This is a genomic window from Streptomyces sp. rh34 (assembly GCF_002551245.1).
GTDB lineage: Bacteria > Actinomycetota > Actinomycetes > Streptomycetales > Streptomycetaceae > Streptomyces.
This window is the reverse complement of record NZ_NTGZ01000233.1, coordinates 1-11,375: the sequence shown is the minus strand read 5'-3', so window position 1 is coordinate 11,375 and position 11,375 is coordinate 1. Positions and strand designations below refer to the sequence as shown.

Annotated in this window: 13 protein-coding genes and 1 pseudogene; 9 read left to right on the top strand and 5 right to left on the bottom strand. The window is 71.6% G+C overall.

Annotation, left to right across the window (positions count from 1 at the left end):
• On the bottom strand, nt 1–469 hold a 469-nt coding region (locus CR470_RS29940), incomplete at its 3' end, for a DeoR family transcriptional regulator (RefSeq protein WP_143663903.1).
• Nucleotides 470–869: 400 nt separating this feature from the next.
• Between CR470_RS29940 and CR470_RS29935 the strand changes: the two genes are divergently transcribed.
• Nucleotides 870–3,284, top strand: coding sequence for a polysaccharide lyase 8 family protein (locus CR470_RS29935; protein WP_097870625.1), 2,415 nt, complete (start codon nt 870–872; stop codon nt 3,282–3,284).
• Here CR470_RS29935 and CR470_RS40810 read toward each other — a convergent pair.
• Nucleotides 3,284–3,382, bottom strand: a pseudogene (locus CR470_RS40810) (AAC(3) family aminoglycoside 3-N-acetyltransferase); the annotation flags it as partial. The gene CR470_RS29935 and the pseudogene CR470_RS40810 sit on opposite strands and share 1 nt — an antisense overlap.
• A 91-nt stretch (nt 3,383–3,473) precedes the next feature.
• Between CR470_RS40810 and CR470_RS29930 the strand changes: the two are divergent.
• Both CR470_RS29930 and CR470_RS29925 read left to right on the top strand, forming a co-directional pair.
• Nucleotides 3,474–3,986: a DinB family protein gene (locus CR470_RS29930; protein WP_097870624.1), complete on the top strand. Its 513-nt coding sequence runs from the start codon at nt 3,474–3,476 to the stop codon at nt 3,984–3,986.
• Between the two features lie 115 nt (nt 3,987–4,101).
• Nucleotides 4,102–4,845 (top strand): transporter substrate-binding domain-containing protein, encoded by a 744-nt coding sequence (locus CR470_RS29925; RefSeq protein WP_097870623.1) that lies wholly within the window; start codon nt 4,102–4,104, stop codon nt 4,843–4,845.
• A gap of 118 nt (nt 4,846–4,963) precedes the next feature.
• Here the strand turns inward: CR470_RS29925 and CR470_RS29920 are convergent, their stop codons facing one another.
• The 3 genes from CR470_RS29920 to CR470_RS29915 form a co-directional block, all read right to left on the bottom strand.
• Nucleotides 4,964–5,464 carry a GNAT family N-acetyltransferase gene (locus CR470_RS29920; RefSeq protein ID WP_097870622.1) on the bottom strand — a complete coding sequence of 167 codons (501 nt, stop codon included), beginning with the start codon at nt 5,462–5,464 and terminating at the stop codon, nt 4,964–4,966.
• Between the two features lie 69 nt (nt 5,465–5,533).
• Nucleotides 5,534–5,704 carry a DUF6381 family protein gene (locus tag CR470_RS39805; protein ID WP_179892415.1) on the bottom strand — a complete coding sequence of 57 codons (171 nt, stop codon included), beginning with the start codon at nt 5,702–5,704 and terminating at the stop codon, nt 5,534–5,536.
• 270 nt (nt 5,705–5,974) lie between these two features.
• Nucleotides 5,975–6,409, bottom strand: a complete 435-nt coding sequence (locus CR470_RS29915; RefSeq protein WP_097870621.1) for a hypothetical protein — start codon at nt 6,407–6,409, stop codon at nt 5,975–5,977.
• A gap of 190 nt (nt 6,410–6,599) precedes the next feature.
• Between CR470_RS29915 and CR470_RS29910 the strand changes: the two genes are divergently transcribed.
• The 6 genes from CR470_RS29910 to CR470_RS29885 form a co-directional block, all read left to right on the top strand.
• Entirely contained in the window at nt 6,600–7,094 is a 495-nt protein-coding gene (locus CR470_RS29910; RefSeq protein WP_097870620.1) for a helix-turn-helix domain-containing protein, read from the top strand.
• Nucleotides 7,087–7,473 (top strand): DUF4180 domain-containing protein, encoded by a 387-nt coding sequence (locus CR470_RS29905; RefSeq protein WP_097870619.1) that lies wholly within the window; start codon nt 7,087–7,089, stop codon nt 7,471–7,473. Before CR470_RS29910 ends, CR470_RS29905 begins: the two co-directional genes overlap by 8 nt.
• A 262-nt stretch (nt 7,474–7,735) precedes the next feature.
• Nucleotides 7,736–9,073: a hemolysin family protein gene (locus tag CR470_RS29900; protein WP_097870618.1), complete on the top strand. Its 1,338-nt coding sequence runs from the start codon at nt 7,736–7,738 to the stop codon at nt 9,071–9,073.
• The gene (locus tag CR470_RS29895; RefSeq protein ID WP_097870617.1) at nt 9,070–10,086 is read left to right on the top strand and encodes a hemolysin family protein; all 1,017 of its coding nucleotides are present in this window, start codon (nt 9,070–9,072) and stop codon (nt 10,084–10,086) included. The genes CR470_RS29900 and CR470_RS29895 overlap by 4 nt, the downstream gene beginning before the upstream one ends.
• 125 nt (nt 10,087–10,211) lie before the next feature.
• Nucleotides 10,212–10,832, top strand: coding sequence for an L-threonylcarbamoyladenylate synthase (locus CR470_RS29890; RefSeq protein WP_097870616.1), 621 nt, complete (start codon nt 10,212–10,214; stop codon nt 10,830–10,832).
• Nucleotides 10,833–10,907: 75 nt separating this feature from the next.
• Nucleotides 10,908–11,375: hypothetical protein (locus CR470_RS29885; RefSeq protein ID WP_107489512.1), on the top strand; the 468-nt coding region annotated here is incomplete at its 3' end.

The window sequence follows — 11,375 nt, the reverse complement described above, 5'->3', positions numbered from 1 at the left end:
CCACCGTCCACAGCCCCTCGCCCTGCTCCGGGCAGCCGCGCTCCCAGCTCGGCGTCAGCAGGAGTCCGTCGGCGCCGGTGGACAGCAGACGGCGGGCCTGGGCGGCGTCCTCGTCGGGGAGGTAGCGGGAGAGGCCGATCGTCAGCCGGGCGCCCGCGGCCTCGACGGTCTGCCGGGCGCCGCGCACGACGTCCGCGTAGTAGTACTCGGTGGTCGGCACCACCATGCCCACCACCAGTCCTTCGGCGGGAAGCGCCGCGGCGGGGGCGGGCCGGGACTGTCCGGTGGGCCACACCACCGCGCCGTGCAGCCGCTCCACGAGGCCCTGGGCGGCCAGCGCCTCAACGTCCCGGCGCAGGGTGACGGCGGACATGCCGAGTTCATCGGCGAGTTCGGCGACGCGCAGGCTGCCGCGCTCGCGGACGAGCTCGAGCACCCGCTCGTGGCGCTGGTCGACGTGCAGTCGCATGGATCCCCCTGGACTCGGATACGGCTGGGTTCTGGCCTGGCGGTGTTCCGGCGGCCGACCGGCCGCCGCCCGGGCGACGGAACCACTCGGACTCCTGTGCCCGCGCGGCTGCCAACGGGACCCGTCCGGCACGCACCAACCATATCGATCACATCCGCTCGAAACGATCCGAGCACGGTTTTGCCCCGGCGCGACGGGCGCACGCCGGTTCGCGACCGGGAGAGGCACACACGCCCCGAGAAACGATCGACACGATCAATTCGGCCGAAGTCATTGAGCGAGTCGTCTGACGGCTGCTAGAAAGTGCCCGCCCGCTCAGAACAGTCGGATCCCGGGAACAGGTCAGCGCCCCGCGCGCCGGGTTCCCGGCGGAGACACGTCACCGACCCGGAGCTCCCCCATGACTTCTGCCTGGTCCCGCCGTACCTTTCTGGCCGCCTCCGCGGTGGTCACCGCCGCGAGCGGCGGCGCGCTGATGCTCGCCGTGCCCGGCGCCGCCTCCGCCGCCCCCGAGGACGATCCGTACGCCGCGCTCCGCACCACCTGGAGCGCGCTGATCCTCGGTGAGGGCTTCAGCCCGACCGCCGAACCCTTCAGGAGCAGGCTGGCCGATCTCGGCGCGAAGGCCTCGCGATGGCTGGAGACCATGGCCCCGGCGGAGGGCTCACTCTGGCCCGACGCGGTGTTCGCGGACCCGGACCCGGACACGGACGCCGAGTCGTACGTCTTCTCGGGCCGGATGGCCGACAGCTTCGTCCGTCTGAACACCATGGCCCAGGCGTACCGCCAGCAGGGCACCGGTCTCACCGGGAACACCGGACTGCGCGATGCGGTGCTCGCCGGCCTGGAACACCTCAACACCCAGGTCTACAACGACGGCCAGGCCCGGTACGGGAACTGGTACAGCTGGCAGATCGGCGCGCCGCAGGCCCTGCTGGACGTGTGCGTGCTGATGTACGACGCCATCCCCCCGGAGCGGCTCGCGCGCTACTGCGCCGCCGTCGACCATTTCGTGCCGGACTCCGCCGTCGCCTCGTACACCGGGACCAGCACCGGGGCGAACCGGGTCGACCTCTGCCGGGTCCTGGCCCTGCGCGGCGTCGTCGGCGGGAGCGCGGCGAAGATCGCGCTGGCCCGGGACGCCCTCTCCCCCGTCTTCCCGCTGGTGACCAAGGGCGACGGCCTGTACGCCGACGGCTCGTTCATCCAGCACACCACCGTGCCGTACACCGGCAGCTACGGATCGGTGATGCTCGGCGGACTCGGCCTGCTGTTCGCGCTGCTGAAGGGGACGATCTGGGAGGTCGCCGACCCGAAGCGGCAGGTGGTGTTCGACGCGGTGGAGAACGCCTGGGCCCCGTTCCTCTTCAACGGCCTTGTCATGGACGCAGTCGCGGGGCGTGCCGTCAGCCGGGGCGAGGTCGACGACCACCGGCGCGGACACTCGATCCTCGCCTCCATCGTGCTGCTGGGCCGGGGCGCGTCGGCCGTCGAGAACGCACGGTGGCGGGGGCTCGTCAAGGGCTGGGCGCAGCGCGACTACTACAGCCCACCGCTGAGCAACCCCTCGCTCGGGCTCACCGCGCTGGCCCGGATCAAGGACGTCCTGGACGACACCACTCTCACGCCGGTCCCCGAGCCGGAGGGCCACCGGCTGTTCCCCGACATGGCGCGGGCCACCCACCGCCGTCCGGGCTGGGCGGCGTCGCTGAGTATGGCCGACCGGCGGATCACCTACTACGAGACCGGCAACGGCGAGAATCCGCGCGGCTGGCACACCGGGTCGGGGATGCTCTATTGGTGGGGCGACACCTTCGCCAACGGCCAGTACAGCGACGCCTTCTGGCCGACCGTCGACCCGTACCGGCTGCCCGGCACCACGGCCTCGCGCACGGTGCTCGCCGACGGGGCGGGCGGCGACTGGGGCACCTCGCTCCCCGATGTGAACTGGGTCGGCGGGGTCACGGACAGGAAGCGGGCCGCCGTGGGGCAGTACCTCAAGGGACTGTCCAGCACGCTGATGGCGAAGAAGTCATGGTTCTTCCTCGACGACACCGTCGTGTGCCTGGGCGCGGGCATCCACAGCCGCGACGGCGCGGCCGTGGAGACCACCGTCGACAACCGCAATCTCGGGCCTACGGGCAACGCCCCGTTCACCGTCGACGGCTCGGTGAAACCCCTCACGTTCCCCTGGTCGGCGACCCTGACCGGCACGTCCTGGGCGCATCTCGCCGGGCACGGCGGCTACGTCTTCCCGGGCGGGGCCACCGTAAAGGCGCTGCGGGAGAACCGGACGGGCCGCTGGCGCGACATCAACACGGCGGGCTCCACGGATCCGGTCTCCCGAAAGTACCTCACCCTCTGGTTCGACCACGGTCAGGACCCGTCGGACGCCGCGTACGCGTACCAGCTCCTGCCCGGCGCGTCCGAGCAGCGTACGGCGGCACGGGCGGCGGACCGCGGCTGGCTGCGGGTGCTCGCCAACACGGACGATCAGCAGGGGGTGGCGGTGGACTCGCTCGGGCTGACCGCGGTCAACTTCTGGTTCGGTGGCGGCGTCGGGCCGCTGGTGGCGGACGCCCCGTGCTCGGTGCTGGTCACCGAGCACGCCGACGGGACGGCGACGGTATGCGTGAGCGACCCCATGCGGATGCGGACGCGCCTGACCCTCACGTGGAACCGGGCCGTCGCCTCGGTCGTGTCGAAGCCGGCGACGGTGACATCGGCGACCACGGGTTCGTCGCTGCGCCTCGCTTTCGGCGACCTCTCGGGGACGCGCGGGGCGACGCAGACGGTCAGAGTACGGCTGTCCTGAACCGCGTCGGCGGGGAGGCCGAGTCCGGCCGCGCCGTCCCGGCTCCGGGCCCGGGTCACCGGTCCGTCGGAGCGTCGCAGCCGTTCCGTCTCGCCCATGCCTCGGCACTGTGCGGCTTCGTTCGGATCGGGCCGGGCGGGTACGGGCCGGTCATACTGTCGGCCGGAACACGGACTGGGGAACATCATCATGACGAACGACGACCGGGTCGGGCCTCCCCTGCTGGGGAGCGAGCGCGAGACGCTGCGGGCCTTTCTCGACTACCAGCGGGAGACCCTCGCCATGAAGTGCGCGGGGCTGGGCGACGAGGAGTTGCGCGAGCGCTCGATGCCGCCGTCCACTTTGTCGCTGCTGGCTCTGGTGCGGCATCTGGCCGAAGTGGAACGCGCATGGTTCCGGCGGGTGTTCGAGGACGAGGCGGCCCCGATGGTGTGGTCGGAGAAGGCCTTCGACTTCCAGGCGGCGTACGACGCGAGCGCCTCGACCCGGGCCGAGGCGTTCGCCGCCTGGGAGGCGGAGGTGGAGGCCTCGCGCCGGATCGAGAGGGAGGCCGCCTCGCTGGATCTGGTGGGGCGTCAGCCGCGCTGGGAGAAGGAGGTCTCGCTGCGGATGGTCATGGTGCACGTCCTGTTGGAGTACGGCCGCCACAACGGTCACGCGGACCTGCTGCGGGAAGGGGTGGACGGCACGGTGGGTGCCTGAGACCGCGAAGGGCGGACGGACCCGCGCCCCCGCACCCCCCGGGTCCGCCGCGGTCGAGGGGCGGCCGTGCCGTACGCCCTTCGACCGCGGCGGACGCGCTCGTAGACTCGGCGCCATGACTCAGCAGTCGGCGTCTCCCACCCACGCCCCCACGTTCGCGCCCGGCGGCACCCTGCGTGCCTCGATCAACCTCGGCAATCCGATCCTGGCCCACCGGGATCCGGCGAGCGGCGAGCCGGCCGGGGTATCCGTCGACCTCGCGCGGGAGTTCGGGCGGCGGCTCGGGGTGCCCGTCGAGCTGGTGGCCTTCGAGCGGGCCGCCCTGTCCGTCGAGGCGGTGCGGGACGGGCGGGCGGACGTCGGGTTCTTCGCGGTCGATCCCGCCCGGGGCGAAGGGCTGCGGTTCACCGCCTCGTACGTCCTCATCGAGGGCGCGTATCTGGTGCCGGAAGCGTCCCCGATCTCCGGGAACGGCCAGGTGGACCGCGAGGGCACCCGGATCTCCGTCGGGGCCGGTTCCGCGTACGACCTCTTCCTCACCCGCGAGATCCGCCGGGCCGAGGTCGTCCGGCTGGAGGGCGCCCCTCGTGCGCTCGCGGCCCTGCGGGCGGGCGAGGTCGAGGTGGCAGCCGGAATCCGGCAGTTGCTGGAGGCCGAGGCCGCGCGGGCCGGGGGCGTACGGGTGCTGCCGGGGCGGTTCATGGTGATCCGGCAGGCCATGGGGGTGCCCGCCGGGCGCGGGACGGCGGCGCAGGAGTTGCTGGCGTCGTTCGTGGAGGAGATGAAAGCGGACGGTTTCGTCGCCGACGCCCTGAAGCGTCATGGAGTCGAGGGTGCGATCGTGGCGCCCGCGGGCTGAACACCCTCCGGACGATCATCGTTTGAGGACGTGCCGACGGGGAAGCCGACGTCGGGTTCGTCGGGGACGGCCGTCAGGCGGCTCAGCGGCCGACCGGGTGAAGGGCGCGCGCTTCGCCTCAGCGGCGGCGGGTCAGCACATGCGTGATGCTGCCGTCGCCCTCCTCGATGTCCCTCATGTGCGCGAAGCCGATTCTGCGCAGCAGGGTCAGCGAGGCCTCGTTCGCGGCGGCGACCGTGGCATGGACCTCGGTCAGCCCGAGGGCGCCGAAGCCGTGGGCGACGACGGCCTGTGCCAGCTCGGTCCCGAGACCGGCCCCCCGGACCGTGGGCGCCAGGGCGTAGATGATCTCGTGGCCGTCGGCGGCGTCGGTCCGCTTGATCTCGGCGTGCCCGACGAGGAGTCCGTCGCGGCGGACGGCCCAGACGGCGAACAGGTCCTGGGCGTAGACCTTGGTGAAGACCCGCCCGAACAGGGCCCGGTCCTCCGCTTCGGAGGAAGGGCCGTCGCCCATCCAGCGGGACACCTCGGTGTCCTGGAACAGGGCGACGAAGTCCTCTTCGTCCTCGGGGACGTACGGCTCCAGCAGGAGCCTCTCGGTGCGCAGAGTCGGGGTCACGGCGCGTGACGCTACCCGGGCGAGGATCGCCCGGCAATCGACATTCCCCGCACACCGGCGAGACGTCGGCTAGGACGGACGGGAGTCGGCCGCCGGGTCCTCGCGCAGCAGCCGCAGCGCCTTCTCCCGCAGCCGCTGCCGGTGCTCGGGGTCGGTGGCCCGGTCCGCGGCTCGGCCCAGTTCCTCGGCGCGTTCACGGGTGCGGCGGGCTCGCTCCACCGGGGTGTCGTACAGGTTCATGGGACGTCCTCCGTCATCGGTCCTCCGTCGCAACCAGCGTTGCGTGCGCGACTGGAGCCCCAGCGTCACCGGAGACGGAGCGGTCCGCATCTCGTGCGGCTACGTTCGGTGACGGCGGGGGTACGGGTTCCCGGGGGACGGCGACCGGCAATCCGTCGTGACCGGCGTCGCGGGCACCAGCGTGCCCGTGCCGACGGCGGACCGCGCGGGCGGGGGCGACGCTGGTCACGGGCGTCCGGTCCGCCCGCCGGAACGGGAGGGACGCGCCCGTCACTCGGCGGTGTGGTCCGGATGCCCCTCGGTCCGCCGGGCCTCCTTCATCTCCGCCTCGTACAGGTGGTCGCGGCCCTCGGCGAGCTCCTGTCTGATCTGCCGTTCGATCGTCCGGAAGACGTCGTAGTAGGTGGCGTTGTACTCCTCGACGATCTGGAACGTCCAGTGCCCGGGGATCACGTTGCGGCCGAGGATCTCCCGCTCGACCCGCTCGGCGTGCTGTCCGTGCCCCGCGGCGCGGAGCAGTCGTACGGCGTCGTCGAGCGCGAGGTCGGCGCTCCCGGTGAGCTGATGGAAGTCGTAGAGGGAGCCGCGGGCACGCTCGGCGGTTTCCAGCGCCTTCGAAAGGGCCCCGAGGGCCTCGACGGTCGCGCCGGTCACGCCTTCGGGTCGCTTGTGCCGCGGATCGGGCGGCCGGGATTCGGGGTTCATGGGATTCCTTGTCCGTGGGGCGGCCGTTCGTTTCCTGCCGTGCTGCCGCCTTCCACCTTGCTACCCGGCGCTTCACCGCACGCGCCGAGTACACCCGGGGCGAGTAGCCACCAGCCGCTATATTCCCTAAACAACCCCATACTCATGCATCGGCCTCAATCCAGGGTTGTTAAGCGTAAGATGCGGGAGCATGGGGAATGACGAGCGGGAGCTCTACTCGGTCGGCGAGGTCGCCGAGCTACTGGGGCTGCATGTGCGGACCGTCCGGAACTACGTACGCGACGGCCGGCTCAAGGCCGTCCGGATCGGCAAGCAGTACCGGATCAGCAAGGAGGATCTGGCTGCCCTCACCGGCCGGCCGGCCGACGCCACGGTCCCGGAACCGACATGCACGCCGGGGCCCGTCGAGGTGTCCAGCATCCTGCAGATCGACGCGCTCGACCCGGACGCCGCGCACCGGCTGACTACGTTCGTCACGGCGGGCGCGCAGTCCGCGCGGGACACGTCGGACCCCGTGCGCATCCAGACGGTCTACGACAAGGAGCGAACCCGGATGAAGATCGTCATACTCGGCGGCGCTGCCGCCACCGCCGATCTGCTGCATATGATCGACGGCCTGCTGGACCCGGAGAGCGGCCTGTTCACATCCGCCTCCACGCCGACACAGGGGACGGACCGTGCCTGACGTCGTCGAGTACCACGGCATTCCGGTCCTCGTGTGCGACGCCGCCGGAGTCGCCATCACCGACGTCCAGGACGCACTCGACCATCTGATCGGTGCGGCGTTCGCGTGTGCGGAGGTGGTCGCGGTGCCCTCCACACGGCTGGACGACCGCTTCTTCGACCTGAGCACCGGACTCGCCGGAGCCATCCTGCAGAAGTTCGCGAACTACCGGCTCCGCCTCGTCGTCGTCGGGGACATCGGCCATCATCTGTCGGCCAGTTCGGCCCTCCCCGACCTCGTCCGCGAGGCCAATCGGGGCCGGGACATCTGGTTCGTCCCGGATCTGGCCGCTCTCGCCGACCGGCTGGCTCCGAACGTGGCCGACCGGCCCTCCGGCTGAGGCCACCGTCTCCGAGCGGGCCCCGGTTCCGGCCGTCAAGATCGCGGATGACGTGCCACCCGGGCGCGGCACTCCGTGTGACACCCGCCACTCCCCATTGCTTTGCGTTCCCTTTACTATCTATGGGGCGGGTTCACACCCGTCTTCCACCGTCGATCCCGACGACCCGAACAGAGAAGGAGCTGCGCACCGCAATGGGTGAGCCTCCCAGTACGAACCGTGTCATCCCTGACCCCACGCACCAGGGGACGGAGGTGACACGGTGAGCGAAGTGGCCCTTCTCCTCCTCGCCCTCGCGCTGACACTGGCCTGTGCGGTATTCGTCGCGGCCGAGTTCTCGCTCACGACCATCGAGCGCAGCGAGCTCGAACGCGCGGTGAAGGCCGGGGAGCGTGGTGCCGAGAGCGCGCTCAAGGCAGCCAAGCGGCTCACCTTCCAGCTCTCCGGCGCGCAGCTCGGCATCACCGTGACCTCCCTGGTCATCGGCATGCTGGCCGAGCCGTCCCTCGCGGTGCTGCTGCGCGGCCCGCTGGAGGGCGCCGGGCTTCCGGCCGGCGCCGTGTCCACGGTCGCCACCCTCCTCGGCGTGGCCGTCTCCACCGTGGTCCTCATGGTCGTCGGTGAGCTGGTCCCGAAGAACTGGGCGATCTCCAGCCCGCTCACGGTGGCCAAGGTCGTCTCGACCCCGCAGCGGGCCTTCACCGCCTGCTTCGCTCCGCTGATCCGGCACCTCAACAACACCGCGAACCGTTTCGTGCGTCGCCTCGGTCTGGAGCCGGCCGAGGAGCTGGCCTCCGCCCGTACGCCGCAGGAACTGATCGCGCTCGCCCAGCACTCCGCCCGCGCGGGCGCCATCGAGCAGGACTCGGCCGAGCTGTTCGTCCGCACCCTGCACCTGGCGGAGCTGTCCGCCGAGAACGTGATGACGCCGCGCGTCGACGTCCGGGCGCTGGAGGCGCACGCCACCGCCGCCGACGCCGCCAACCTCACGCTGGCCACCGGCCTGTCCCGCTTCCCGGTCTACCGGGACAGCCTGGACGAGGTCATCGGCACGGTCCACATCCGCGATGTGCTCGCTCTGGACGAGTCCGAGCGGGCCCGGACCCCCGTCACCGCCCTGGCGACCGAGCCGCTCCTCGTACCCGACTCGCTGCCCGTGGACCGGCTGCTCGCGCAGTTGCGCAAGCACCGGACGATGGCGGTGGTGATCGACGAGTACGGCGGTACGGCGGGCGTCGCCACCGTCGAGGACATCGTCGAGGAGGTCGTCGGCGAGGTCCGCGACGAGCACGACCCCCATGAGCGCCCCGACCTGGCACCGGTGGAACCGCTCGGCGACGGGCGCCCGGTCTGGGAAGCCGAGGGCAGCATCCGGCTGGACCAGCTCGACCGGATCGGCTTCGCCGCGCCGGAGGGCCCCTACGAGACGCTCGCCGGCCTGCTCGCCAACCAACTGGCCCGCATCCCGGTCCGAACGGACCGGGTGGAGGTCGGCGGCTGGCAGTTCGACGTGCTCGACATCGAGCACCACCGGGCCGACCGGGTCCGGATCAGCGCGCCCGCACCGGCGCCGGCCCTCGTGGAGGAGGACGCCCGATGACCGCCATCCAGCTCGCCATCGGCGCGCTCACCCTTCTCACCAACGCGTTCTTCGTGGGCGCGGAGTTCGCCCTCATCTCGGTCCGCCGCAGTCAGATCGAACCGCAGGCCATGCGGGGCAGCCGACGCGCGAAGAGCGCCCTGTGGGGCCTCGAACACCTGTCGGCCGCCATGGCCACCGCACAGCTCGGCATCACCATCTCCTCCCTGGTGCTGGGTGCCGTCGCGGAACCCGCCATCGCCCATCTGCTGGAGCCGCCGTTCGACGCGGTGGGCGTGCCGGAGGCGCTGGTCCACCCGATCGCCTTCGTGATCGCGCTGACGCTGGCGACGTATCTGCACATGCTCATCGGCGAGATGATCCCCAAGAACATCGCGCTGGCCGCCCCCGTCGCCACGGCGCTGGCGCTGGGGCCGCCCCTGGTGGGCCTGACCCGGGCGCTGCGGCCGGTCATCTTCGGCATCAACGCCTTCGCCAACATGCTGCTGCGGCTGCTCAAGGTCGACCCCAAGGACGAGGTCGCCTCGGTGTTCACCGACGACGAGCTCGTGCGGCTGGTCAAGGACTCCAGCGACGCCGGGCTGCTGGCCCCGGCCGACGGGGAGCGCCTGCGGGACGCACTGGAGCTCGGGACCCGGCCGGTCGGCGAGGTGATGGTCCAGCTGAACCGGACCGTCACCGTCGACCTGGGCATCACCCCGCAGGGGCTGGAGCGGGCCGCCGTCGCCTCGGGCTTCTCCCGGCTGCCGGTCACCGGACCCGACGACGGGCTGCTGGGCTACTTCCACATCAAGGACGCCCTCGGCGTCGCGGAGCGCACCAAGGCGCTGCCCACGAGCGCCCTCCACCCTGTCATCCGGGTCGAGATCGACACCCCGCTCGACGACACCCTCACCGCGATGCGTGCCGCCGGTACGCATCTCGCGGCGGTCGCCGGGGACAAGGGCACGGTCATCGGCTTCGTGACCATGGAGGACGTACTGGACGAGTTGGTGGGGGCCGCCGCGCTCTGACCGGCCCGGCGGTGAACACCACCGCGCGAAGCGGAAGAAGAGGCGGCCCGTCGCACGACGGGCCGCCTCTCACGCTTCCCGGCGGAGGGCTCCACCGGTCCGGCCCGAGCGCGTAAGCTCGGCGAATGGCCAAGTACTTCGACGTGCACCCCGCAAATCCCCAGCCCCGCACCATCAGCACGGTGGTCGACAGCATCCGGTCCGGTGCGCTCGTCGCGTACCCGACCGACTCGTGCTACGCACTGGGCTGCCAGTTGGGCAACCGTGACGCCCTCGGCCGGATCCGGTCGATCCGGAATCTCGACGACAAGCACCACTTCACGTTGGTGTGCCACGACTTCGCGCAGCTGTCGCAGTTCGTCCGCGTGGACAACGACGTGTTCCGGGCGATCAAGGCGGCGACGCCCGGCAGCTACACCTTCATCCTCCCGGGGACGAAGGAGGTTCCCCGCCAGCTGCTGCACCCGAAGAAGAAGACGGTCGGCGTGCGCATCCCCGACCACGTCGTGACCCAGGCGCTGGTCGCCGAGCTCGGCGAGCCGTTGCTCTCCAGCACCCTGCTGCTGCCGGACGAGGAGGAGCCGCTGACGCAGGGCTGGGAGATCAAGGAGCGGCTCGAACACGAGGTGGACGCCGTCATCGACTCGGGCGACTGCGGCACCGAGCTGACCACGGTGATCGACTTCTCCGGCGACGAGCCCGAGATCGTACGCCGCGGAGCCGGGGACACGTCCCGCTTCGAGTAGCCCGTACGGCGGCGGAGCCCGCCGCGCCGGCCACCGGTCCTGCCCCGCCGCCCATGACGGGGGAGACTGGCGGGCGTGACAGGTGAGCGACTTCGGTTCGACGGCTGGATCGCCGGTGTGGGGACCGTCTCGGGTACCCGGCTGGTGGTCGGCCACTGGCCGCGTTCGCCTTTCGGGGCGTTCAGCGACGTCATGCTTGAGCGTCCCGACGGCGAACGGGTCCTGCTGGCCCCGTCCCGGCGGATCGCGGACTTCGTGGCCGCCACCTACCGCTTCGACCGGATCGAGGTGGTGCCCGTGACCGTCACCGTCACCGGCGACACCTGGCTCGTCGAGGCGGGGCCGCTGCGTCTGCGGCTGCGGGCAGGACGCCGCTCGGTCCTCGGCCTGCTGCTGTCCGCCGTACCGGCGCCGCTCGCCCGCAGCCCGGTCTGGGCCGCGCTGTGCGACGTGCCGGCCCGATTGCTGATGCCCGGCGTACGCACCCTGGGCCGCGCGGGTCCGGGGCGGCGGGAGTGGTACGGCTGTCTCTTATACACATCT

Excerpts from the sequence above, each read along its gene's own strand:
- CR470_RS29935 (WP_097870625.1), top strand. The coding sequence starts at position 870 with ATGACTTCTGCCTGGTCCCGCCGTACCTTTCTGGCCGCCTCCGCGGTG.
- CR470_RS29930 (WP_097870624.1), top strand. The coding sequence starts at position 3,474 with ATGACGAACGACGACCGGGTCGGGCCTCCCCTGCTGGGGAGCGAGCGC.
- CR470_RS29925 (WP_097870623.1), top strand. The coding sequence starts at position 4,102 with ATGACTCAGCAGTCGGCGTCTCCCACCCACGCCCCCACGTTCGCGCCC.
- CR470_RS39805 (WP_179892415.1), bottom strand. The coding sequence starts at position 5,704 with ATGAACCTGTACGACACCCCGGTGGAGCGAGCCCGCCGCACCCGTGAA.
- CR470_RS29915 (WP_097870621.1), bottom strand. The coding sequence starts at position 6,409 with ATGAACCCCGAATCCCGGCCGCCCGATCCGCGGCACAAGCGACCCGAA.
- CR470_RS29910 (WP_097870620.1), top strand. The coding sequence starts at position 6,600 with ATGGGGAATGACGAGCGGGAGCTCTACTCGGTCGGCGAGGTCGCCGAG.
- CR470_RS29895 (WP_097870617.1), top strand. The coding sequence starts at position 9,070 with ATGACCGCCATCCAGCTCGCCATCGGCGCGCTCACCCTTCTCACCAAC.
- CR470_RS29890 (WP_097870616.1), top strand. The coding sequence starts at position 10,212 with ATGGCCAAGTACTTCGACGTGCACCCCGCAAATCCCCAGCCCCGCACC.